Below are 22,529 nucleotides of genomic sequence, written 5' to 3' on the forward strand. Positions count from 1 at the left end.
CGGTGCCTTAACGCACGACACCGCGGAATGACGCCCGCGCGACGGGGTGGATCATCTGGCGGAACGGCGCGAAGGTACTGCCTTTCCTGGCGTTTCCGATCGATCCTCGCGATCCTCCGCCGCCCGCATGCTCCGGCCCATCGCTTTCAAGCGCTCGATCAGATCGCTGCCGTCCGCGGAGGCACGCGTCTCTTCCAGCATCCGATATTCGCGGTCCGCCTGCTGCCAATGCTCGCCGCCGCGCCCATCGGGCCGGCCTTCTGCTTCCCACAGCGCATAGGCACGCTGGGCGATCCAATCGTCTTTACTCAAAAACATGAAAGACCTCGAGCAACGGATTATGAAAATCAATGGATCAAGGCTGACAAATGGAGCTTAGCAAGTCGTTACTTCGGCGGGACTTTCTTTGTCCCCACGCAGGATAAGTGCGCTAGACTTCCTAGCGGCCTTCTCTCCTGGCTAACATGCGCCTTCGGGCAGCCAGCTGCGGTATAGGGGGTGGTCGGGAAGGATCGGCAGGGATGTCGGCAGGCCGGTGCGTTGCGAGTGGTAGGCCGCGGTAACCAGCTCCAGCGAATTGCGGGCGTCGCCGAGCGTCACCGGTGGTTCCTCGTTTCGGATCAGCGCCTCATGGAAGAGCTCGAACTGGCGGGTATAGCCATCCTCCCTGACCTCGTAGCGGGCGAGCGCGGCGTCCACCTTTTCCTGGTGCTCGTCGTTGCCCGCCTTGAAGGTCCAGGGATCGCGGCCCATCGTATAAGGCTCGATGATACTTTCGGCCACAAGGTCACGGAAGCAGAAGCGCAGGCGGGAGATCTCCTCGCGAGAACCGAGCGTCATGGACAGGCTGGCGAGGGATCCATTCTTCATCCTGACCGAAAGCGCCGCTGTGTCCTCGACCTCGATCGGATTGACCAAGGTGGCGCCGAAAGAGAAGAGTTCGGCGCAGGGGCCGTGGATGTAGTTCAGCATGTCATGGGCATGGATCGCGTGGCCGAGCAGGCCGCCGCCGAGTTCGCTCGCCCATTTGCCGCGCCAGGGCACCGCGTAGTAATCGGGGCCGCGCCACCAATGGGTCTCGATCGTCGTCAGGAACGCCTCGCCGGCAAGCCCGAGATCGATCAGCATCTTCAGCTTCTGGAGACCGGAGCCATAACGGTACTGGAAGATCGGCATCAGCTTCGGCCCCGCGGCCTTGGCGACGATGCCAACCATCTCGTCCACCTCGGCGATCGAGCCAAACAGCGGCTTCTCGCAGATCACATGCTTGCCCGCCTCGATCGCCCTGCGGCAGAGCTTGAAATGCGAACTCGGCGGCGTGCAGATGTCGATGATGTCGAGATCGGCGCGGGCGATCATCGCCTCGGCATCCTGCGTATACTCAGGAATGCCGAACTCCCGGCAAAGTGCTTCGCCGCGATCGGCGTCGAGCGAGCAGAGAACCACGACGTCGAACAAATCCTTGTTCCAGCCGAAGCCTGCCAGATGACGCGCGGCGATGCCGGCGCCGATCACGCCGACGCGAAATTTCCCGCTCATCTCAGCGCCCTCCGACCGGAGCTTGCCCTTGGCCGATCCTGACAGCGTTCGCCTGCGCCTCGAGCGACAGCCGGCAGACCTCGTAAACATGCGCCTGCGGCATCGCGGTCTCCGTGCGATCGCGAACGTCAGCCAGGAAGGCCTCGAAATAGTCGAGCTTTTCGTCGCTGCAATCGATGTGGGTCATCTCCTTGCCGTTGACGAGGAAGAGGTGATCCTTGCCGGGGCGGCCTGTTATGTCGACGTACTTGCGCAACTCGATATAGCCCTCTGTCCCCAGAATGGTCAGCCGGCCGTCGCCCCATGTCGGCAAGGCCTCCGGCGTGAACCAATCGACGCGGATGTAGCCGGAACCCTTGTCGGAGCGCAGCAGCACTTCGCCGAAATCCTGGAAGGCCGGTCGGTGGGGCATGCCGAAATTGCCGATGGAGCTCGCGGCGACCGTGGCTGAGGTCGAGCCGGTATAGAACAGGAACTGATCGACCTGGTGCGAGGCGATATCGACGATGATGCCGCCAAACTTCTCAGGATCGAAGAACCAGTCGGGCCGCGTCGGCAGTTGCAGCCGGTGCGGGCCCATGCCGAGCGTCTGGATGACCGTGCCGATGGCGCCCGATTTGACGAGCTTGCCGGCCTTGACGGCGGAGCGCACGCAGTGGCGTTCGGAAAAGCAGATCGAAAAGATGCGGCCCGTCTCCGCCACCGTCAGCTTCACCGCCTGCAACTGCGCCGATGTCGTCACGCCGGGCTTGTCGGTCATCACGTCCTTGCCGGATTTCATGGCGCGGATGGCGAGATCGGCCCGCTCGGATGGGATCGCCGCGATGCAGATCACGTCGATCGAGGGATCGGCGAGCAACTGCTCCCGATCGATCTGCGGCGCATCGGGATAGGACTTTTCGAACATCTCGCGAATGGCGGGAACGGATGTCTTCGGGCAATAGCCGACGAATTCGGCGCCAGCGGCCAGCAATCCCTTCACATGATCGAAGGTATGCCCATGGTCGATCCCGACAACGGCAAATCTCAACATAGAAACGCGTCCTCCTCGCTTGCGGCGTGAAGCCTCCAACTATCAGGCCTCACCGCTCTCCTCGGGACAAGACAGACAGCCAAAGCGGTATCCTGTCAAGATAGACGGACGTTCCCAAGTCGGCAAAAAACGATCGATGATAATGATTTTGTTGTGTATTATTTTGTATCTAAATAGTTATTTACTCCGATCCTTCCTACAGAAAATCATCCCGTCTCGGCGTGAAGGTGTCGATCAGCAGGCCTTTCTCGAGAGCCACGACGCCGTGGACAAGGTTGGGGGCGACGATGAAGCTCGAGCCGGCATCCAGCCTTGTGGTGACGCCATCGACGGTGACGTCGAAGGCGCCCTCGGCGACATAGCTCACCTGCGTATGCGGATGCGAATGCGGCGCGCCGATCGCGCCGGGCTCGAAGCGGAAGGCGACGAGCATCGCCTCGGGGCGATGGGACAGCACAGCGCGGCGGTTGCCGGGCGCGACTTCGGTCCAGGTAATGTCGTCGGGAAGCGTGTAGTGATCTGCCATCATCATCTCCTATCGGGCAAGCCAGCCGCCATCGACCGGCAGCACCGTGCCATGAACATAATCGGAAGCGCGCGACGCAAGATAGACCGCCGTGCCCACCATATCCTCGGCCTTCGCCCAGCGGGCGGCCGGAATGCGCTTCAGGATATCGGCGCTTCGTTCGGCATCGGCGCGAAGCGCCTCTGTGTTGTTGGTCTCGACATAACCGGGGGCGATGGCATTGACGTTGATGCCCTTCGACGCCCACTCGTTCGCCATCAATCTCGTAATGCCGGCAAGCCCGCTTTTCGAGGCCGTGTAGGACGGAATGCGGATACCGCCCTGGAATGAGAGCAGCGAGGCGATGTTGACGATCTTCGCCGGCGCCTGCCGTGCAAGCGCTGCTTTCGCGAAGGCCTGGCAAAGGAAGAAGACGGACTTCAGGTTGGTGTCGAGCACCGCGTCCCAATCCTCTTCCGTGAAATCCAGCGCATCGGCGCGGCGGATGATGCCGGCATTGTTGACGAGGATATCGGGCGAGGCGCCGGCGGCAAGGGCGCGTTCGATGACAGCCTTCGCCTCGCCGGTATCGGACAGATCCGCCTTGAGCGATACGAACCGGCGCCCCGTCGATGTAACCGCACCCGCTGTCTCGTCCATCGCCGAGCGGCCAACGCCGACGATGTCGGCACCAGCCTGCGCCAGACCGACCGCGATGGCCTGGCCGATGCCGGTATTGGCGCCGGTGACGATGGCCCAGCGGCCGGTGAGATCGAAAAGGCTCATCGCAGGTCTTCCATCGGCACCTTGTCCATGTCCGTGAAGCTCATGTTATCGCCGGCCATCGCCCAGATGAAGGCGTAGCGGCCGGTTCCCGCACCCGAATGGATCGACCAGCCGGGCGACAGCACCGCGTCGTGGTTCTTCAGCACGACATGCCGCGTCTCGCTGGGTTCGCCCATGAAATGGAAGATGCGCGTCTGCTCCTGCATGCCGAAGTAGAGATAGACCTCCATGCGCCGGTCGTGCAAATGCGCCGGCATGGTGTTCCAGACCGAACCCGGCTCGAACATCGTCAATCCCACCAGCAACTGGCAGCTGTCGCAGACATCGGGGTGGACATATTGATTGATGGTGCGAGCGTTGGATTCTTCCGCAGAGCCAACGACCACCTTTTTCGCCATCTCGCGGGTGATGTGCACCGTCGGACACGTTCGGTGCGCCGGTGCGCTCAAGAGGTAGAAGAGCGCGGGTTCCGCCGGATCGCGGCTTGCGAAGCTCAAGGCACCCTCGCCCATGCCGACGTAGAGCGCTTCCTGGAAGCCGAGTTCGTAACGCTTGCCCGCGATGCTGATCATTCCCGCGCCGCCGATGTTGACGAAGGCGGCCTCGCGCCGGTCGAGAAAACGTTCCGTGCCGGTCTCGGCGATCGCGGCGATCTCGATAGGCTTGGTATCCGGCACCACGCCGCCGACGATCATCCGATCGAGATGGCTGTAGGTGAGATTGGCCTCCCCTCGGCGAAACAGGTGCTCGATCACGAAGCCGTCGCGGAGACCCTTCGTGTCGCGCCTCGCGGCATCCTCGGGTCCAACGACCTGGCGTACTGATACTTTCATGGTCACGGGCTATGCCCCTTCCGTCTGTTGGGTGGGATCAGGTGAGCACGACATATTCGGTCAGCTGGTTTATCGTCGTGTCCGCCTTGTCGACATCGAAGACCTTGGTGCCATGGCTCATGATCACGAAGCGGTCGCAGACCTGATAGGCGTGGTAGATGTTGTGGGTGACGAGCACGCTGGAGACGTTTTCCGCCTTGAGCTTCAGCACCTGGTTCAAGAGAGCTTCCGTCTCGCGCACCGACAAGGCCGAGGTCGGCTCGTCGAGAAGCAGGACGCGCTTCTTGAAATAGACGGCGCGGGCGATGGCGACGGCCTGCTTCTGGCCGCCGGAGAGATTGCCGACAAGCGTATCGGGGCTGTCGATGCCGGAGATGTGCACCGCGTTCTGCAGCACCTCCATGGCGATCTCGCGCATTTCACTCTGGCGTAGAAAGCCGAAGCGGTCGGTGAGTTCGCGGCCCATGAAGATGTTGCGGGTGATCGAAAGCGAATCCACCAGCGCCGTATGCTGATAGATCGTTTCGATACCGGCGTCGGCGGAATCCGACCGGCAGGTGAACGCCGTCTTCTTTCCATCGACGCTGAGATAGCCCTCCGTCGGCTTGTGGATGCCGGAGATGAGGTTGACTGTCGTCGACTTGCCGGCGCCGTTGTCGCCAAGCAGACCCACCACTTCGCCTTCGCCGATGTGGAAGCTCAGATTGCGCAGCGCCGTCAGCGCGCCGAAGCTCTTCGAGATGTTGTGCAGTTCAAGAAGATTGGGGGCCGACATCATGCAAGACCTCGCCGCTCGATAAGATGGTTGAAGATGGCGGCCAGCACGATCAGCGTCGCGATGAACATGTCGAGATAGAAGCCCGGCGCCCGCAGCAGCAGCAGCACGTCGGTGATCGTGTGGATGAGGAGCACGCCGAGGAAGATGCCGACGATCGAGCCTCGTCCGCCGCGCAGCGACAGTCCGCCGATGACGCAGGCGGCGATCGCCTGCAGTTCCAGTCCGGCGCCCTGCCCCGGCTGCACGCTTCCGACGCGGGCGGTGGCCAGGATGCCGGCCACCGCCGCCATGCCACCGGCGATCGCGAAGGCCACCAGCTTGACGCGGTTGGTGTTGATGCCGATCGCTTCCGCGGCGGCACGATTGCCCCCGGTCGCGAAGACATGATTGCCGAAGCGGTGACGGTGAAGGAGGTAGTGGAAGCCGATCACGAAGAGAACGATCCAGATGAAGGCGGCATTGATGCCGAAGAGCGTGCCGGCGAACAGGCTGGTGAAGAGCGGCTCCGGATCGAAGCGCACCTGGACGGCGCCATTGTAGAGCAACACGGCGCCGCGCCAGAACAACAGGCCACCCAGTGTCACGATGAAGGACGGCAATCCGAAGCGCAGCGTGAGATGGCCGTTCAGAAGGCCGATCATGACACCCGCGAGGATGCCGATCGGCGCGGCGATGAAGGCGCTCAATCCGGCGCCGACGAGGCTTGCCATCAGGATGGCGGTGAAGGTGTAGACGGAGCCGATGGAGAGGTCGAATTCGCCGGCGATCATCAGCACGCCGGCGCCGAGCGCCAGGCTGCCGAGCACGGGGATCGCCTTCATCAGGATCGTCAGGTTCTGCGGCGAGAGATAGCGGAACTGATCGGGAAAGAGCAAGGCGCCCGCGATGCAGACGATCTGCAGCGTCATGAAGACGAAGAAGATCGCGCCGGCGGGCATCGCCATGATCTGCCGGATAATCGGTTGTTTCTGGGTCCGCGACCGGGGCGCGGCACTTGTCTCGAGGATTGGTGTCACGGTCTGGTACTCGATCGATTGGCGACGGAGAACCTGCCGGCGTCGCCGGCAGGCTCCCACGAAACGCGGTTAGCGGAAGCTGCCGATCAGCGGCTTGACCGAGCTGATGCGCGACTTGTCGAGGAAGGCGCCCTGGCCGGTATCGACGTCGGTCGGGGTCAGCCCGTACTTCTTCGAGAGCGCGATCTGGGCGATCGGGTAGTAACCCTGAAGGTAGGGCTGCTGGTCCATGGTCGCGAACATCGCGCCGGATTCGACCGCATTGACGATCTCGACCGCGAGATCGAAGCCGCCGAACGGGACCTTCACGCCCGCGTCCTTGATGGCGCCGGCGCCGACGGTCGAGGTCACCGAGCCCGTGCCGAACACCGCCTTGACGCCGGGGTTGGCGATCAGAAACTGTGCCATGATGTTCTGCGCCTCGGCCGGATCAAGCCCGGCGCGAACCGTCTCGACCTTGATGCCGTTTTCCTTCATCGCCTTCTCGATACCGCCGCCGCGCGCGACCGCGAAGCTCGCTTCGGGGATTTCGCGCGGATTGAAGACGACGTCGCCGGACTTCAGGCCGAATTCCTTGATCATCCGGTTGCCGAGCTCGTAGCCGGATGAGAATTCGTTCATGCCGACATAGGCCTGGCGGCAATTGCCCTTGGCGCCTTCAAGATCGTCATTGTTGAAGCCGATGACGACGATGCCGGCCTTCACGGCCGCGCAGATGCTTTCATCGAAGGCATCCGACGAGGAGATGGCGACGGCGATACCATCGACGCCGGCCGCCGTCGCGCTCTCGATCAGGTCGTTCTGGCGAACCGGGTCGTTGTTGGCGTACTGCACGTCGAGATCGACGCCGAATTGCGCGGCCGCATCCTTGGCGCCCTTCACCACGGGGTTGAAGAACTGGACGCTCGGATCGAGATAGATGATCATCGTTGCCTTGACGTCGGCGGCCAATGCCGTAGATGTCATCATCGTGGCGATACCCGCGGCCAGTGCCGCGGTTTTCAACCTGGTCAATTTCATTTGCGTATCCTCCCTTTGGATGTGCAATGCGGGTCGAAAGACCCAAGTCTCGGCTGGCGGGCTCCGACCAAAGATCACGCCGGCCGAGATTTTCCTCCCAGACGTTCCGCCTTCTCCCAAAAGCGGAAACGCCCTATCTCTTACTTCCCTGTCAGCCGAACCACGGCGCCGGTCGCCCGAACGTCACGTGCACGCCCTTGAACTGGGAATATTCATCAAAGCCATAGCGGCCGAGTTCGCGACCGAGGCCGCTCTTCTTGTAGCCACCGATCGGCAGTTCCGGGGTGCCGTCGATGACGCTGTTGATCCAGCAGCGGCCGGCGCGAATGCGGCGGATGCTCTGCATGGCGTTTTCGAGATTGGTCGACCAGACCGAGGCGGATAGGCCGAACTCGCTGGCATTGGCAAGCGCCACGGCCTCGTCCGCGGTCTTGAAGGTCAAGGTCGAGAGCACCGGTCCGAAGATCTCCTCGCGGGCGATCGACATCTCGGGCTTCACGCCGGCAAACACGGTGGGGGCGTAATAGATGCCGGTGTCCTTGCCGACGCGCTCGCCGCCGAGCAGCAATTCGGCACCGGATGCGATACCGGCTTCGACGTAGGAGTGGACCTTGTCGACATGCGCTTCCGAGATCATCGCTCCGATCTTGGTGCGATCGTTCAGCGGATCACCAAAGGTCACCTTGCGCGAGATATCGAGCAGGCGCTCCATCAACGCGTCGCGAATGCCTTCCTGGACCAAGAGCCGGCTGCCGGAAATGCAGCACTGCCCGCCATTGTGATAGACGCCGTAGGCGATGCCATCGGCGGCCGCCTCGAGATCCGCATCGGCGAATACGATCTGCGGACCCTTGCCGCCGAGCTCCAGCCCGACGCGCTTGACGCTGCGCGCGGCGATCTCGCCAAGCTTGGTGCCGACGCGCACAGAGCCGGTGAAGGCAACCATGTCGACGCCCGGATCTTCGGCGAGCACCTGGCCGGCCGGATCGCCGTAGCCGGTGACGACGTTGAACACGCCATCGGGAATGCCGGCCTCGCGTGCCAGTTCCGCCATGCGGATCGAGGTTCCCGAGGTGAATTCGGACGGCTTGAGGACGACGGTGCAGCCGGCGCCGATCGCCCACGGCACGCGCTCGGAGGCAATGATGAAGGGAAAATTCCAGGGCGTGATGATGCCGACGACGCCGACGGCTTCGCGCAACACCAGACCCAGCCGATCGTCGCCGATATTGTTGTGCGCCTGCCCTTCCAAAGCCCGCGCCTGACCGGCGGCATAGGACCAGAGGTCGGCGCAGAAGCCGATTTCGCCGCGCGCCTGGGCGATCGGCTTGCCGACCTCCAGGCTTTCGGCCAAGGCCAGCTCTTCCTGGTTCTTGAGGATCAGGTCGGCCACCTTGAACATCAGCCGCGAGCGCTCCGCGCCCGACATGCGCGGCCAGGGGCCTGTATCGAAAGCGCGGCGGGCGGCGGCAACGGCCAGGCGCACATCATCGGCCGAAGCCTCCGGCCAGGTGCCGACGACGACGCCCACGTGACCGGGGCTGACACGGTCAATCGTGCGGCCGGATGCGGCATCCACCGACTTGCCATCGACAAGCATCTGGTAGCGGGATTTAATGTTCAGCCGCGGATCACTGGAATCAGGCGCAATGAAATTGGACAGCACGTTTCCCTTCAAGCCGACACATCGTGCCAGCCCTCCCTTTTTACCCGGTTTTGGACCACCGGATTTATGTTGCGTTTGAATTGTATGGTACTGTATGGTGGTTTAAATTGGATGTCAACGGATGACGGCGACGAAAGACATGAACCTCGAATCCTTGAAGATTGAGACCGGAGAAACCGCTGCGGCACAGGTGGAACGCGACCTGCGCGAGCAGATCATCAGGCTGGAATTGGCGCCGGGCACGCGGCTTTCCGAGCAGGAGATCGCGACGCGCATGGGTGTCTCCCGCCAGCCGGTGCGCGAGGCCCTGATCGCGCTCGGGAAATCACGGCTGGTCGATGTGCGCCCCAACCGAGGCACCGTGGTCGTCCGAATCTCGGCACGGCAGATGATGGAGGCGCGCTTCGTGCGCGAGGCGCTGGAGACCGCGGTGGCGCGCCGCGCCAGCGAGAGTTTCGACAGCTGGACGCGTCGCCGGATCGACACGATCATCGGCAGGCAGCGGGCCGCCATGCAGGCGCACGATCACAACGCATTCAGGCGAGAGGACGAACAGTTTCATATCGCAATTGCCGAAGGCGCCGGCTGCGGTCTTGCCTGGAACGCCATTTCCGACATCAAGGCTCATATGGACCGGGTCTGCAATCTGCAGCTTCGCCATCCGGATTCCATGATGCGGCTGATCACCGAACATGAGGCGATCATCACGGCGATCGATGGACGCGATGCGGACGCCGCCGCGTCGGCCATGCGCACCCACCTCAACGGGATATTGTCGGATCTGCCGCAGATCGAAGCGGATCATCCCGACCTTTTCGAATAAGCAATGCAGAAAGGGCGCCGAAACCGACGCCCTTTTTCCAATTTCAGCGAAATCAGCGGCTTGCCATCACCATCTTGCAGAGGCTGACGAGGCCGGCGTCGAAGCCGCCGGACCTAACGACGTCCTTGCAGCTTGCCTTGGCCTTGGCACGATCTCTCGCGGACATGTCGTTGATCATCGCCAGATTGCGGCCGCGCTCGCCCGTATCGCCATTGGCGTCATCGCCGGGGTTGTTGCCGGCGCCCGGACCACCGGGAATGCCGGGCGTACCGGGGACGCCGGGTGTGCCCGGATCCGTCCCGCCCGATCCAGCGCCGGACGGGATGGCGAGGCTGATTTCGGCGAGCGTGTTATCGCCCAGTCCGACATTGGCCATGGCGGCGGCGCTGGGAAGACCGGAGCCACCGACGGTCGCGCCGACATCCGCGTTCACACCATTCGTGCCACCAACACTCGCGGTCACGTCAGCATCGACCAGACTGCCGGTTGTCGAACCGCCCCCACCCGAGCCAGTCGATCCGCCGCCGATCGCGACATTGGCATTGACGTCGGCTAGCGTATTGTCGCCGCCACCGACATTGGCGACCGCGCCGACGGTTGCAAGGTTGGAGCCACCGACGGTCGCGCCGACATCCGCGTTGACGCCGTTCGTGCCGCCGATGCTTGCGGTCGTGCCGAGATCGACGAGGCTCGGCTGCGTGCCATCGCTTGCGCCTGTCGAAGCCCCTCCGACAGCCAGATTGGCGTTGATATTGGCAAGCGTGTTGTCACCCGCGCCGACATTGGCGATAGCGCCCACGGTAGCGAGATTGGAGCCGCCGACGGTTGCATCGACATCGGCATTGATGCCGCTTGATCCACCGATCGTCGCGGTCGTGCCGACGCCCAGGCCGCCCGTGGGATTGCTGCCGCCGACCGAGGTGGCGCTATTGATCCCGCCGGAGCCGCCAACCGACGCATTGACGCCGAGGCCACCAGTGGAATTGCCGCCGACATTGGCGTTCACGCCACTCGCTCCGCCGACGGAGACATTCGCGACATTCGAACCGCCGCCAACCGTGGCGTTGACACCGTTGGCGCCGCCGACGGACACGTTGAGCCCGCCGCCGCTGCTGTTGACGCTGATGCCGTTCGAGCCGCCTATATCAAAAGCCGCGACCTGCGGTGGAACCAGCACGCTCGCGCAGCCGGCGGCCAATATGGCAATCGTTGACTTCAAGTACATCATTTTCTCCTCCGTTATGTCCTGAAAGGGCATGAACCCCAGGGGCAAGAGGCCCCGGTCAAAAGCGGAAGTGCGCACTTCAGATCGTCAAGGCGAGATCAAGCGTGATCTACAACCATTCAACCATCACGTGAGGGTAAAGTTCCAAGGTACCGGTCGGTTCCTGGGACGGGGACGGCGCGAGAAAATCTAATTAACGAACGACTAATATTCCGGCATCCGCGTGCCGTTTTCATATGCCGGGGGCCGCTCCGTCAACCGAACGGCAAGCATGCGTCCCCAGCTCGGCGGCATATTAGCTGTTGGCACGAGATATGCATTGCTACAGCGGGGTTCCTTTGGTTGGAGGGAAGAATGACGGCCTTGGTCACCGATATCGTGAGTGCCACCGGACAGCTTGAGACGGCCATCCTGAACGCGACGATCGCCTCGCCGGATATATGGCTCGGCGCCAAGTCCATGAAAACGAAAGCGAAACTGCTGCCGCAGGTGCTCGTGCGGCAATATCCCGAACTGTCCGGGATCGAATGCGAGTTGCGCGGCCTGTTCGAGACGTGCTCGAAGGCGGTTGACCGGAATTCGATCAACCCGGTGGTTGCAAAAGCGGCAATCTCGCTTGCCCACGAGTATCAGGCCGTCATCGACGCGTTGCGGCGCTAATCCTGGCGTGGCGGGAATCCGGAGCCCGAATTCCCGCCTTCTCACATCATCCTCGAGAACGAGGCACTATGCCTCGAGCCACTTCACCTCATCCCGCGTCAGCTTGATATCGAGCGCCGAGAGGCTGTCCTCCAGCTCGGCGATCGTACGTGGTCCGATCAGCGGAATGACGGGGAACGGCTGCGCGATGACATAGGCGAGCGCGATGTGGATCGGGCTGCGGCCAAGCTTGGCCGCCAGCTCGATGGCGCGGTCGCGGCGCACGAAGTTGCGGTCGGAATACCAGCAACGGACGATTTCCTCGTCGTCGTGCTTGTCGCGGCCGGCACGGTCGGTGAAGAACCCGCGGCCCTGGCTCGACCATGCGAAGTTCGGCACCTGCCGCTCGTTGAGCCACGTCTTCCATTCGTCGGTCGACGACGTCACGCAACCGGCCCAGATCGGGTCGAGCATTTCGGCGAGCGAGTAGTTGTTCGACAGTGCTGCCGGCGCCAGCTTACCGTTCTTCGCCGCGTAAGCCGCCGCCTCGTCCATGCGTTCACGGGTCCAGTTGGAGCCACCGAAGATACCGCGGATGCGGCCGCGCTTGACCTCCGCGTCCATGGCATCGACGAACTCGCCGACCGGGACGTCGGTGTTGTCGCGGTGCATGAAGTAGATGTCGACGTAATCAGTCTTCAGGCGGTTGAGCGACTGGTCGAGCTGCTTGGCGATGATATCTGGATAGACCAGCGGCGAGTGCGCGCCCTTGCCGATCAGCACGATCTCCTCGCGGTTGACGTTGCGGCTGGTGTGCCAGTCGCCGAAGATGCTTTCGGTCTTGCCGCCGCCATAGATGAAGGCGGTGTCGAAGACATTGCCGCCGGCTTCATAGAAGGCATCGAGTGTCAGCGAGGCGGCGGCGAAGTTCGGGAAGAATTCGAAGCCGAGCGTGACGACCGAGGCAGGCTTGGAGATGCCGGGGATGGACCGCTTGGGAATGCTGTTGCCGAGCGTGACCTTGTCGCCGGCAAGATTGGTCACCCGCTTTGCCGCCTTCTCGACGCTGTATTCCAGGCCGATCGACGCGCGCCACTGGTCGAGCACGCGCAGATTGCCGACGGAATCGGCCCAGCCCATGCCGGGAGAGGTGAATTCCTGCCGGCCGGAGCGGATGGCATCGCCCGCCGCATCGACTTCGAAGGAATAGAGCCAGCGATCTTCCTTGACCTCGATCGTCTGCTGCTCGTTGCCCTTGAACAGCTCGATCTTGCCGACGCCGCCCTTGTGGCCCGACGCGAACCAGAAGTCCTTGACCTCGATGCGGCCTTCCGAGCCGATGATGCGCAGCGTGTTGTCCTGGTTCGCCATGATCGAGCACGAGACTTCGGCGATGACGCCGCCGGGGAACTGCAGCACGGCGGACGCCCATTCGTCGACCCCGGACTGGCCGAGATGGCCGACGCCCGCGACCTTTTCCGGCTCCAGGAACGGCTTGCCTTCGGCAGCACCCGCGATCAGCCGGGCCATGGAGACAGGATAGCCGCCGACATCGAGAATGCCGCCGCCGGCGGTCTCGTTGGCAAACAGCCTGTGTTCCGGGCGGAACGTCCCCATGTTGAAGCCGAAGCTTGTGCGGATGATGCGCAGGGCGCCGATCGCGCCGGATTTCACCAGTTCGACGATCTTGGCCGTCTGCGGATGGACTCGGTACATGAAGGCCTCGCCCGCGAAAACGTCGGCCTTCTTGGCTTCATGATAGATGGCGTCGGCGTCGTAGGCCGTCAGCGCGATCGGCTTTTCGACCAGCACATGCTTGCCTGCCCGGATCGCCTTGATCGCCCATTCGGCGTGACCGGTGTGCGGCACGGCGATGTAGACGGCGTCTATCTCGCTATCCTCGAGCAGCGCCTCATAGCCCTTGACGATGCGGGCGCGGGGGAAGTTTTCAGCGAGGCCCGGCTTTTCCGGGTTGCGGGTGGCGATGGCGACGAGCTTGCCGGTGCGCGAATGCGCGATGCCATCGGCAAAGGTGCGCGCGATTGTGCCCGGGCCGATGATACCCCAGCGGATCGGTTGATCTGAGCTCATGGGAAAGTCCTCTTCTTTCATGTCGGTCAGTTGCAAGTCTTGGGATGGAATTGTTTAGCGCAGGCGTTTGCCGGCGCTGTCGAACAGGAAGACGCGTTTCGCGGTGAGCCCCACCGTCAGCGTATCGCGCTGGGCAGCCGTGCGCGATTCCGGGCGCTCGATGATCATCTGCTCGCCGCCTTTCGTGGTGGCGTAGATGTAGCTGGTGTTGCCGAGGTGTTCGGCGACGTCGATGGAGACGGTCAGATCCGTGTCGCCCTGCCCGGCGTCGCTGAAATGTTCCGGCCGGATACCGACAGTGACGTCCGCCCCCCTCTCGACCGCCGAGGTGATCGGCAGCGTCAGGCGCACGTTCGGCTCGCCGGCGATGGCGACGGTCGCGGTTCCGCTTCCCGTCTCCACCACTTGCGCCTTCAGGAAATTCATCTTCGGCGAGCCGACGAAGCCGGCGACGAACTGGTTGGCGGGATCGTCGTAGAGATCGAGCGGCGCACCCACCTGTTCGATGTTGCCGGACCGGAGCACGACGATCTTGTCGGCAAGCGTCATCGCCTCCGTCTGGTCGTGGGTGACGTAGATCATCGTGGTGCCCAGCTGCTTGTGGAGGCGCGAGATTTCCACGCGCATCTGCACGCGCAGCTCCGCATCGAGGTTGGACAGCGGCTCGTCGAACAGGAAGACTTGCGGTTCGCGCACGATGGCGCGGCCGATCGCCACGCGCTGGCGCTGGCCGCCGGAGAGCTGCTTGGGCCGCCGCTGCATCAGCTCGTTGATCTGCAGGATGTTGGCGGCATGCGTCACGCGCTTTTCGGTATCCGCCTTGGGATTGCCGTTCATGCGCAGGCCGAAGCTCAAATTCTCCTCGACCGTCATGTGCGGATAGAGCGCATAGGACTGGAAGACCATGGCGATGCCGCGATCGGCCGGCTCGACATCGTTGACGACCTTGCCGCCGATGTTGATCTCGCCGCCGGAGATATCCTCGAGCCCGGCGATCATGCGCAGCAGCGTGGACTTGCCGCAACCCGACGGGCCGACAAAGACGACGAACTCGCCATCCTTCACCTCGAGATCGGCGCCATGGATGATCTCGAGCGCGCCGAAGCGCTTGACCACGTTTTTCAAAGAAAGTTCAGACATCAGGCGTTCCCCGACTATTTGACTGCGCCGGCCGAAATGCCGGCGATGAAGTGACGTTGCAGGAACACGAAGACCACGAGGATCGGCGCCGTTAGCAGCATGGCGCCGGCCATGATGCCGCCCCATGAAACCTTGGTGAGACCGATCAGCGATCCGAGCGCCACCGGCGCGGTCATCATTCCGGGTTTGGAATTGATGAGCAGCGGCCAGAGGTAGTTGTTCCACGACGCCAGGAAGAGGATGATTGCGAGCGCCGCCATCGTCGGGCGTGCCAGCGGCAAGGCGATGCGCAGGAAGATTTGTCGCTCCTTGACCCCTTCGACGCGCGCGGCATCGAAGAGCTCAGCCGGCATCATCGAGAAGGCCTGGCGCATGAACAACACGCCGAGCGAGTTGAACAGCGGCGGGACGATCAGCGCCACCCAGGTGTTGGCGAGCTTGAACTCGCGGGCCACCATGATGAACTGCGGGATGACGACGACGGCGAACGGCAGCGTGATGGTGCCGAGAATGATGGCGACGACCATCGACTTGCCGACGAAGCGATAGCGCGCCAGTGCCCAGCCCGCCATCGAGGTCAGAAGCACCGACAGGAACGTATAGACCGAGGCGACCACGACCGAGATGAACATGGCGCGGACGAAATCGGTATCGGCCTGCAGGTTCTTGAAGTTCTCGACGAAGTTCGTCGACGGCCAGAGCACGATGTCGGGGCTGAAGATGCCGTAATCGGGCATAGTCGAGAAGACGAACATCATCCAGATCGGAAACAGCCAGACGATCGCAAGCGGCGTCAGCACGACATGCAGGAGAACGGTCTGCAGCATCTTGGATTGGGACTTGGACTTCATTTCTGTTCCCTCCCGACCCAGAGATTGAGCAGCGAGATGGTGATGGCGAGGATGGCCATGGTGTAGGCGATCGCGGACGCGTAGCCGAAGTTCAGCGACAGGAAGCCCTGGCGATAGAGCAGCAGGCCGAGCGTTTCGGTACCGCCGCCGGGACCACCGCGATTGGTGATCAGGAAGGGTTCCGCGAAGAGCTGCATCGTGCCGATAACGGACAGGATGACGCAGAACAGGATGATCGGCTTCAACAGCGGCAGGGTGATATGGATGAACTGCTTGGTCTTCGAGACCTTGTCCAGCGTCGCCGCCTCGTAGACATCGTCAGGGATCGATTGCAGACCGGCGAGCAGGATAATGGCGTTGTAGCCCGCCCAGCGCCAGGTGACGGCGATGATGACGAGCGCCATAGCGGCATTGGCATTGTCGAACCAGGAGACGGGAGACAGGCCGACCGAGGTGATCAGCTTGTTGACGATGCCGAAATCGATGCTGAACATCAGCCGGAAGACCGCGGCATAGGCCACCTCGCCGACGACGACGGGCGCGAAGAAGGCAAAGCGATACAGCGGGCGCGCCTTGAGGAGCGGCGAGTTCAGGAGCACGGCCATCAGCGTCGCAAGCGCGATCATGACAGGCACCTGGATCACCAGGATGATCAGCGTGTTATAGAGCGCATTGTAGAAGGCGGGATCGCCGATCAGGCGTCCCCAATTGATGGAAGCGCTGAATTTCCAGGGGTTTACGCGCGTATTCTGAAACGAGATCAGAAACGAACTGATGATGGGCCATAGCCAGAACGTGGCGAAGACCAGCAGATAGGGCGCAAGAAACAGATATGCGCTCCGGTTCCGGATCGGCATTTCATTCTCCTCAAAGTCGAAGCGAGAGATGGAAGCCGGGCACCCACAGGATGCCCGGCATCGTCACTCATTCCGCGATGGGAAGGCCGGTGGCGGTCTCGATCTGCTTGGCGGCATCGTCGAGCGCCGCCTTCGCGTCCGGGTAGCCGCCGGCGAAATACTTGGTCTGCGTCGCCTTGTAGATGGCGTCGGCATCCGTCTGGAACTGCGTGCCGCGGCTCGGCACGATCTTCGGCAGGGTCGAGAGAATATCGGCCCAGACCTTCTGGCCGCCCCAATAGGGTTGCGCCTCGTTGACGAACGGATCCTGCACCGCCGACAGCAGCGACGGCACGAGGCCGAAGGACTTCAGCATCGCGACCTGGCCCTCATTGGTGCCGAGCGCGTAGTCGATGTACGTCCAGGCGGCTTCCTTGTTGGCCGAGTTGGCGGCGATCGCCAGCGACGAGCCGCCGAGATTGGCCGCGCGCGGTCCGTCCGCCGTCAGGCTCGGCATCATGTAGACGCCCCACTTGCCGGAGAGATCGGGAGAGCCCGAGCGCACGGTGCCTTCGTACCAGCCGCCATACATCTGGCTGGCGGCCTTGCCGGCGGTGTTGGCCTGGATCTTCTCGTCCCAGATGGCGGCCGTCAGCGTGCCCGCGTCCTTCATCTCCTTGACCTTCTCAAGGGTGGCGACGCAGGCGGGCTGGTTGATGGTGATGTTCTGGCCATCGCTCGAGAAGTAGCCGCAGCCCTGCTCGTTGGAGATCATGCGGAACCATTCGCTGTCGCCGTTGAAATCGGCCTGCGCCATGACGACGCCCGGGTTTGCGGCCGAGATCTTCTTGCCGGCGGCGATGAAATCGTCCCAGGTCTTGATCGACGCCGGATCGACGCCGGCCTTCTCATAGAAGTCGCGACGATAGAAGACGGCGACCGGACCGGAATCCCAGGGCATGGCATAGGCGACATCGCCCACTTCAAGCTCGGTGCGCTTGAACTCAGGAAATTTCGCTTGGATTTCAGCCGTATAGCCGAGGTCCTTCAAGTTGGCGAAGCAATCCGGGAAACGGTTCCAGAAGATTTCGGCCTCGAAGTTTTCGACCGTGACGATGTCAGGCAGACCCTCGCCGCCCGCCGCGCAGGCTGCCAGCATCTTGTCGAAAACCTGTTGGTTTCCAAGGTCTTCCACCGTGACCTTGATATCCGGATGGAGCTTGTTGAAGCCTTCGAGCGTGGACTTCAGCGCCGACGCGGCGACGTTCCAGCTCCAGATGGTGAGATTGCCCGACTGCGCGAATGCGGAGCCGGATGCAAGAAGTGCAACAGCAGCGGTTGCACCGATAAGTTTGAAGCGCATTGAAAATCCTCCCTTTTCAATTGCCGTCCCTTAGCGAACGTGACTACACTAACCGCAAGGGAGCCGCTGTCTCCTAAAAAGGGAATATGGATTTGGCGGAAAGTAAGATTGAGCAGAGGGCTGTCTATCAGCCGGGAGCGAGCAGCATCGAGGGATTGCCGACGGCACTCCAGATGTTTCACAACCATCCGCCACCAATGCTGATGCCGCATTGGCATGTGCAGGTGGAGCTGAACTACATCATGCGCGGTGAGGTGCACTACCGCATGAACGGCCACGACATCAGCATGAAGGCCGGCGACATGTGCCTGTTCTGGGGCGGGCAGCCGCACCAGATGGACGAAAGCAGCGATGATTCGATCTATGCAGGCGGGCATCTGCCGCTGGTCTATTTTTTTCGCATGCGGCTGCCGATCAACATCTCGAGCCGGCTGATGAAGGGCGAGATTCTCTTCACGTCGGCGACCGATGCCGCCGACAAAGAGAACTTCCCGCGCTGGGTGGCTTACGCGAAATCCGGCGATGCCGCCAAGGCGCAGCACGCCGTTGAGGAGATGCTTCTGCGCATCGAGCGCATCGTGCTCGACCCCTATTCGATGCTGGCGCCCAACGGCTTGTCGGCTACGGATGATGTCGAGCAGGCCTATCCGCAATCCTCGCGCAGCGTCGCGCGCATGTGCGATTTCATCGCCCTGAACTTCCTGCACGAGATCGATTCGGTCGATATCGCGCGCGCCGCGGACCTGCATCCGAAGTATGCAATGAACCTCTTCAAGAAGACGACGGGCATGACGCTCAGCAAGTACGTCAACCTGCTCAGGCTTTCACGCGCGCAGGCGATGCTGATGAACGAAGAGGCGAATGTGCTGCAGGTGGCGATGGATAGCGGGTTCGGCTCGATCAGCGCCTTCAACAAATCCTTCCGCCATATCGCCGGCATGTCGCCATCCGATTTCCGTCGCGACGCGCGCTTCATCTCGCAATACGTTCCGGCCTGAGGAGGCAACGCCGTAAACGTTGCCGGAGTGATTTCAGTCCGTTTCGGGCGCCGACAGTCCGCCATTCTTGCCGATGACTATTTGAACGCGCCTATCGGTTAACCGCATGACTATACCGCAGCAAAACCAAGGGAAATGATCGTGGTCGAGAAAACACCCGCCTCATCCAGTGACACCGCAATCGACGAGAAGACCGGGACACCGCAGCTTCGCTCCAGGGCCTGGTTCGACAATCTGGCCAATCCCGACATGACGGCGCTCTATCTCGAGCGCTACATGAACTTCGGCCTCAGCCAGGAAGAGCTGCAGTCCGGCCGACCAATCATCGGCATCGCGCAGACGGGCTCGGACCTCTCGCCGTGCAACCGCCACCATATCGAGCTTGCCAAGCGCGTGCGCGAAGGTATCCGCGATGCCGGCGGGATCGCCATCGAGTTTCCGGTGCACCCGATCCAGGAAACCGGCAAGCGCCCGACCGCCGGCCTCGACCGCAATCTCTCCTATCTCGGCCTTGTCGAGGTGCTCTACGGCTATCCGCTCGATGGCGTGGTGCTGACGATCGGCTGCGACAAGACCACGCCGGCCTGTCTCATGGCCGCGGCAACCGTGAACATCCCCGCGATCGCGTTGTCCGTCGGCCCGATGTTGAATGGCTGGTTCCGTGGCGAGCGCACGGGCTCGGGCACGATCGTGTGGAAGGCGCGCGAGATGATGGCGCGCGGCGAGATCGACTACCAGGGCTTCGTCAAGCTCGTCGCCTCCTCAGCACCCTCGACCGGCTACTGCAATACGATGGGTACGGCAACCACGATGAACTCGCTTGCCGAAGCTTTGGGCATGCAGCTTCCTGGCGCCGCCGCCATTCCGGCACCGTACCGCGATCGCCAGGAAATCTCCTACGAGACCGGCCTGCGGATCGTCGAGATGGTACGCGAGGATCTGAAGCCATCCGACATCCTGACCAGGGAAGCCTTCATCAACGCGATCAAGGTGAACTCCGCGATCGGCGGCTCGACCAACGCGCCGATCCACCTGAACGCGCTTGCCCGTCATGTCGGCGTCGAACTCTCGGTCGACGACTGGCAGACCCATGGCGAGGAAATCCCGCTGCTCGTCAACCTGCAGCCGGCAGGTGAATATCTCGGCGAGGACTATTACCACGCCGGCGGCGTCCCCGCCGTCATGGGCGAGTTGATCAAGCACGGCCACCTCGACACCAACGCGATGACGGTCAACGGCAAGACGGTCGGCGAGAACTACACGGCTTCGATGATCGAGGACGAAAAGGTCATACGGCCGTTCGACCGGCCGCTGAAGGAGCGCGCCGGCTTCCGCGTGCTGAAGGGCAATCTCTTCTCCTCGGCGATCATGAAGACCAGCGTCATCTCGCCGGAGTTCCGCGACCGCTATCTCTCCAATCCCGATGACCCGGAAGCCTTCACCGGCCGCGCCGTCGTCTTCGACGGGCCGGAGGATTACCACCACCGCATCGACGATCCGTCGCTGGCCATCGACGCCGCGACCATCCTCTTCATGCGCGGCGCCGGCCCGATCGGCTATCCGGGTGCCGCCGAGGTGGTCAACATGCGCGCGCCGGATTACCTGTTGAAACAGGGCATTTCCTCTCTCCCCTGCGTCGGCGACGGTCGCCAGTCGGGCACATCAGGGTCGCCCTCGATCCTCAACGCCTCGCCCGAAGCCGCTGCCGGTGGTGGTCTTGCGATCCTTCAGACGGGCGATCAGGTGCGCATCGACCTGAAGAAGGGCACCGCCAACATCCTGATCAGCGACGAGGAGATCGCCAGGCGGCGCGCGGAACTGGTTGCCGCCGGCGGCTATGTCTATCCGGAAAGCCAGACGCCGTGGCAGGAAATCCAGCGCTCCTATGTCGGGCAGATGGAAACCGGCGCGGTGCTGGAGCCGGCGGTGAAGTATCAGCGGATCGCGCAGACCAAGGGTATCCCGCGCGACAACCACTAAGCGGCGACATCAATCATGGGCCGGTGACCGGAGAGGCGCCGGCCCGTGAGCGTTTTCGCTGATCGGCGATCGTTCCCGCGTATTCCGGCCTTGCCCGTCGTCGGCGAATGTGATCGATTTTGCTGCCGCTGGGTTGGAGGGCGGCGCATCCTTGGCTCATAGAGCGCGTCCATCGCTCGCGTGACGGAAAATTATCATGCCTCATCCCCTTCTCGACGCCGCCGCCACGGGTGGTCTGTTCGTTGGCCGCGCCTGGAATCCTGCCGCCGACGGCCCCAGCATCGTGACGATCCGCGATCAACAGGTGATCGACATCACCTCGAAGGAGGCGGCAACCGTGAGCGCGCTTCTGGAGCGGTCCGATCTCGTGGCCTTCGTCCGCTCGGCTAAAGGCAAGTCGCTTGGAACACTCGAGGAGATCGCCGCAAACAGCACCGGCAAGCCGGATGCCTCGCGCCCCTATCTTCTGGCGCCGGTCGATCTGCAGGCGGTCAAGGCCTGCGGCGTCACCTTCGCGCAGTCGATGATCGAACGCGTGATCGAGGAGAAGGCGGCGGGCAATCCTGACCGGGCGGCCGCGATCCGCGAGCGTGTCAGCACCCTGATCGGCGGCAGCCTCAACAATCTCAAGGCCGGATCTTCTGAAGCGGCTAAGGTCAAGCAGGCGCTGATCGAGGAAGGCATGTGGTCGCAATATCTCGAGGTCGGTATCGGCCCGGATGCGGAGGTCTTCACCAAGGCGCCGGTGCTCTCCTCCGTCGGTTGGGGTGCCGATGTCGGCCTGCATCCGGTCTCGACCTGGAACAATCCGGAGCCGGAAATCGTGCTCGCGGTCAACAGCCGTGGCGAGATCAGGGGGGCCGCACTTGGCAACGACGTCAACCTGCGCGATGTCGAGGGGCGCTCGGCGCTGCTGCTCGGCAAGGCCAAGGACAACAACGCCTCCTGCGCGATCGGCCCCTTCATCCGCCTGCTCGACGAGAGCTTCGATCTCGACGCCGTGCGTAGCGCCGAACTCGACCTGAAAGTCACCGGCGAAGATGGCTTCGTGCTGCACGGCAAGAGCTCGATGTCGAAGATCAGCCGCGATCCGACCGATCTCGTGCGCCAGACCTGCGGCGCGCATCACCAGTATCCCGACGGCTTCATGCTGTTTCTCGGCACGCTGTTCGCCCCGACGCAGGACCGCGACGCGCCGAACCAGGGCTTCACCCACAAGATCGGCGACGTCGTGGAGATTTCGTCGGCCGGGCTCGGCGCGCTTGTCAACACGGTCCGCCGCTCCGACGACTGCCCGCCATGGACCTTCGGCATCAGCGCGTTGATGTCCAATCTGGCGAAACGCGGGCTGCTTTAGGCGCATAGCGCAGGCAAGCTCGGATGGCGGCGTCGTGCCGCCATCAAAAA

At 62.7% G+C, this 22,529-nt stretch carries 21 protein-coding genes; 5 read left to right on the forward strand and 16 right to left on the reverse strand.

All coding sequences use genetic code 11. From position 1 onward, the window contains the following. Positions 1-51 precede the first annotated feature (51 nt). The 10 genes from GGQ67_RS00075 to GGQ67_RS00120 all read right to left on the reverse strand — a co-directional run bounded on the left by GGQ67_RS00075 (position 52) and on the right by GGQ67_RS00120 (position 9,176). Positions 52-318: a DUF2934 domain-containing protein gene (locus GGQ67_RS00075; RefSeq protein ID WP_183898156.1), complete on the reverse strand. Its 267-nt coding sequence runs from the start codon at positions 316-318 to the stop codon at positions 52-54. Between the two features lie 141 nt (positions 319-459). Further along, positions 460-1,539 carry a Gfo/Idh/MocA family protein gene (locus GGQ67_RS00080; protein WP_183898157.1) on the reverse strand — a complete coding sequence of 360 codons (1,080 nt, stop codon included), beginning with the start codon at positions 1,537-1,539 and terminating at the stop codon, positions 460-462. A gap of 1 nt (position 1,540) precedes the next feature. Beyond that, positions 1,541-2,572, reverse strand: coding sequence for a Gfo/Idh/MocA family protein (locus GGQ67_RS00085; protein WP_183898158.1), 1,032 nt, complete (start codon positions 2,570-2,572; stop codon positions 1,541-1,543). A 196-nt stretch (positions 2,573-2,768) separates the two neighbouring features. After that, a complete protein-coding gene (locus GGQ67_RS00090; protein ID WP_425503742.1) occupies positions 2,769-3,104 on the reverse strand; it encodes a cupin domain-containing protein in 336 nt (111 codons plus the stop codon). Between the two features lie 3 nt (positions 3,105-3,107). Beyond that, complete coding sequence (gene kduD / locus GGQ67_RS00095) at positions 3,108-3,863, reverse strand: 2-dehydro-3-deoxy-D-gluconate 5-dehydrogenase KduD (RefSeq protein WP_183898160.1); 756 nt, start codon at positions 3,861-3,863, stop codon at positions 3,108-3,110. Continuing rightward, positions 3,860-4,696: a 5-dehydro-4-deoxy-D-glucuronate isomerase gene (kduI, locus tag GGQ67_RS00100; protein WP_210279509.1), complete on the reverse strand. Its 837-nt coding sequence runs from the start codon at positions 4,694-4,696 to the stop codon at positions 3,860-3,862. Before kduI ends, kduD begins: the two co-directional genes overlap by 4 nt. Positions 4,697-4,733: 37 nt before the next feature. After that, a complete protein-coding gene (locus GGQ67_RS00105) occupies positions 4,734-5,471 on the reverse strand; it encodes an ATP-binding cassette domain-containing protein (protein ID WP_183898832.1) in 738 nt (245 codons plus the stop codon). After that, entirely contained in the window at positions 5,471-6,490 is a 1,020-nt protein-coding gene (locus GGQ67_RS00110) for an ABC transporter permease subunit (protein ID WP_183898162.1), read from the reverse strand. Before GGQ67_RS00110 ends, GGQ67_RS00105 begins: the two co-directional genes overlap by 1 nt. A gap of 69 nt (positions 6,491-6,559) precedes the next feature. After that, positions 6,560-7,510, reverse strand: coding sequence for a sugar ABC transporter substrate-binding protein (locus GGQ67_RS00115; protein ID WP_112820326.1), 951 nt, complete (start codon positions 7,508-7,510; stop codon positions 6,560-6,562). A gap of 151 nt (positions 7,511-7,661) precedes the next feature. Continuing rightward, positions 7,662-9,176, reverse strand: coding sequence for an aldehyde dehydrogenase family protein (locus GGQ67_RS00120; RefSeq protein WP_183898163.1), 1,515 nt, complete (start codon positions 9,174-9,176; stop codon positions 7,662-7,664). Between the two features lie 121 nt (positions 9,177-9,297). Between GGQ67_RS00120 and GGQ67_RS00125 the strand changes: the two genes are divergently transcribed. Beyond that, the gene (locus GGQ67_RS00125) at positions 9,298-9,999 is read left to right on the forward strand and encodes a GntR family transcriptional regulator (protein ID WP_183898164.1); all 702 of its coding nucleotides are present in this window, start codon (positions 9,298-9,300) and stop codon (positions 9,997-9,999) included. Between the two features lie 52 nt (positions 10,000-10,051). On the opposite strand, the gene GGQ67_RS25450 is transcribed toward GGQ67_RS00125, so the two are convergent. Further along, complete coding sequence (locus GGQ67_RS25450) at positions 10,052-11,224, reverse strand: beta strand repeat-containing protein (RefSeq protein ID WP_183898165.1); 1,173 nt, start codon at positions 11,222-11,224, stop codon at positions 10,052-10,054. 354 nt (positions 11,225-11,578) lie between these two features. Here GGQ67_RS25450 and GGQ67_RS00135 point away from each other — a divergent pair, with 354 nt between their 5' ends. Then, positions 11,579-11,884, forward strand: coding sequence for a hypothetical protein (locus GGQ67_RS00135; protein WP_183898166.1), 306 nt, complete (start codon positions 11,579-11,581; stop codon positions 11,882-11,884). Between the two features lie 66 nt (positions 11,885-11,950). Here GGQ67_RS00135 and GGQ67_RS00140 read toward each other — a convergent pair whose 3' ends face one another. The 5 genes from GGQ67_RS00140 to GGQ67_RS00160 form a co-directional block, all read right to left on the reverse strand. After that, positions 11,951-13,954 carry an aldo/keto reductase gene (locus GGQ67_RS00140; protein WP_183898167.1) on the reverse strand — a complete coding sequence of 668 codons (2,004 nt, stop codon included), beginning with the start codon at positions 13,952-13,954 and terminating at the stop codon, positions 11,951-11,953. Between the two features lie 54 nt (positions 13,955-14,008). Continuing rightward, entirely contained in the window at positions 14,009-15,094 is a 1,086-nt protein-coding gene (locus GGQ67_RS00145) for an ABC transporter ATP-binding protein (RefSeq protein ID WP_183898168.1), read from the reverse strand. A 14-nt stretch (positions 15,095-15,108) separates the two neighbouring features. Then, positions 15,109-15,945 carry a carbohydrate ABC transporter permease gene (locus GGQ67_RS00150; RefSeq protein WP_018901638.1) on the reverse strand — a complete coding sequence of 279 codons (837 nt, stop codon included), beginning with the start codon at positions 15,943-15,945 and terminating at the stop codon, positions 15,109-15,111. Beyond that, entirely contained in the window at positions 15,942-16,802 is an 861-nt protein-coding gene (locus GGQ67_RS00155; protein WP_183898169.1) for a carbohydrate ABC transporter permease, read from the reverse strand. The genes GGQ67_RS00150 and GGQ67_RS00155 overlap by 4 nt, the downstream gene beginning before the upstream one ends. A gap of 67 nt (positions 16,803-16,869) precedes the next feature. Next, entirely contained in the window at positions 16,870-18,144 is a 1,275-nt protein-coding gene (locus tag GGQ67_RS00160; protein ID WP_183898170.1) for an ABC transporter substrate-binding protein, read from the reverse strand. Between the two features lie 86 nt (positions 18,145-18,230). On the opposite strand from GGQ67_RS00160, the gene GGQ67_RS00165 reads away from it, so the two are divergent. The 3 genes from GGQ67_RS00165 (at position 18,231) to GGQ67_RS00175 (ending at position 22,479) form a co-directional block, all read left to right on the forward strand. Beyond that, positions 18,231-19,142 (forward strand): helix-turn-helix domain-containing protein, encoded by a 912-nt coding sequence (locus GGQ67_RS00165; protein ID WP_183898171.1) that lies wholly within the window; start codon positions 18,231-18,233, stop codon positions 19,140-19,142. Between the two features lie 135 nt (positions 19,143-19,277). After that, positions 19,278-21,122: an IlvD/Edd family dehydratase gene (locus GGQ67_RS00170; RefSeq protein ID WP_210279486.1), complete on the forward strand. Its 1,845-nt coding sequence runs from the start codon at positions 19,278-19,280 to the stop codon at positions 21,120-21,122. A gap of 196 nt (positions 21,123-21,318) precedes the next feature. After that, positions 21,319-22,479 carry a fumarylacetoacetate hydrolase family protein gene (locus tag GGQ67_RS00175; RefSeq protein ID WP_183898172.1) on the forward strand — a complete coding sequence of 387 codons (1,161 nt, stop codon included), beginning with the start codon at positions 21,319-21,321 and terminating at the stop codon, positions 22,477-22,479. Positions 22,480-22,529 lie beyond the last annotated feature (50 nt).

Source organism: Rhizobium metallidurans (genome assembly GCF_014196505.1).
Lineage (GTDB): Bacteria > Pseudomonadota > Alphaproteobacteria > Rhizobiales > Rhizobiaceae > Rhizobium > Rhizobium metallidurans.

Bases quoted from the DNA above. Each gene is read 5' to 3' on its own strand.
- GGQ67_RS00075 (WP_183898156.1), bottom strand. From the start codon at position 318: ATGTTTTTGAGTAAAGACGATTGGATCGCCCAGCGTGCCTATGCGCTG.
- GGQ67_RS00080 (WP_183898157.1), bottom strand. From the start codon at position 1,539: ATGAGCGGGAAATTTCGCGTCGGCGTGATCGGCGCCGGCATCGCCGCG.
- GGQ67_RS00085 (WP_183898158.1), bottom strand. From the start codon at position 2,572: ATGTTGAGATTTGCCGTTGTCGGGATCGACCATGGGCATACCTTCGAT.
- GGQ67_RS00090 (WP_425503742.1), bottom strand. From the start codon at position 3,104: ATGATGATGGCAGATCACTACACGCTTCCCGACGACATTACCTGGACC.
- kduD (WP_183898160.1), bottom strand. From the start codon at position 3,863: ATGAGCCTTTTCGATCTCACCGGCCGCTGGGCCATCGTCACCGGCGCC.
- kduI (WP_210279509.1), bottom strand. From the start codon at position 4,696: ATGAAAGTATCAGTACGCCAGGTCGTTGGACCCGAGGATGCCGCGAGG.
- GGQ67_RS00105 (WP_183898832.1), bottom strand. From the start codon at position 5,471: ATGTCGGCCCCCAATCTTCTTGAACTGCACAACATCTCGAAGAGCTTC.
- GGQ67_RS00115 (WP_112820326.1), bottom strand. From the start codon at position 7,510: ATGAAATTGACCAGGTTGAAAACCGCGGCACTGGCCGCGGGTATCGCC.
- GGQ67_RS00125 (WP_183898164.1), top strand. From the start codon at position 9,298: ATGACGGCGACGAAAGACATGAACCTCGAATCCTTGAAGATTGAGACC.
- GGQ67_RS25450 (WP_183898165.1), bottom strand. From the start codon at position 11,224: ATGTACTTGAAGTCAACGATTGCCATATTGGCCGCCGGCTGCGCGAGC.
- GGQ67_RS00135 (WP_183898166.1), top strand. From the start codon at position 11,579: ATGACGGCCTTGGTCACCGATATCGTGAGTGCCACCGGACAGCTTGAG.
- GGQ67_RS00140 (WP_183898167.1), bottom strand. From the start codon at position 13,954: ATGAGCTCAGATCAACCGATCCGCTGGGGTATCATCGGCCCGGGCACA.
- GGQ67_RS00145 (WP_183898168.1), bottom strand. From the start codon at position 15,094: ATGTCTGAACTTTCTTTGAAAAACGTGGTCAAGCGCTTCGGCGCGCTC.
- GGQ67_RS00150 (WP_018901638.1), bottom strand. From the start codon at position 15,945: ATGAAGTCCAAGTCCCAATCCAAGATGCTGCAGACCGTTCTCCTGCAT.
- GGQ67_RS00155 (WP_183898169.1), bottom strand. From the start codon at position 16,802: ATGCCGATCCGGAACCGGAGCGCATATCTGTTTCTTGCGCCCTATCTG.
- GGQ67_RS00160 (WP_183898170.1), bottom strand. From the start codon at position 18,144: ATGCGCTTCAAACTTATCGGTGCAACCGCTGCTGTTGCACTTCTTGCA.
- GGQ67_RS00165 (WP_183898171.1), top strand. From the start codon at position 18,231: ATGGATTTGGCGGAAAGTAAGATTGAGCAGAGGGCTGTCTATCAGCCG.
- GGQ67_RS00170 (WP_210279486.1), top strand. From the start codon at position 19,278: ATGATCGTGGTCGAGAAAACACCCGCCTCATCCAGTGACACCGCAATC.
- GGQ67_RS00175 (WP_183898172.1), top strand. From the start codon at position 21,319: ATGCCTCATCCCCTTCTCGACGCCGCCGCCACGGGTGGTCTGTTCGTT.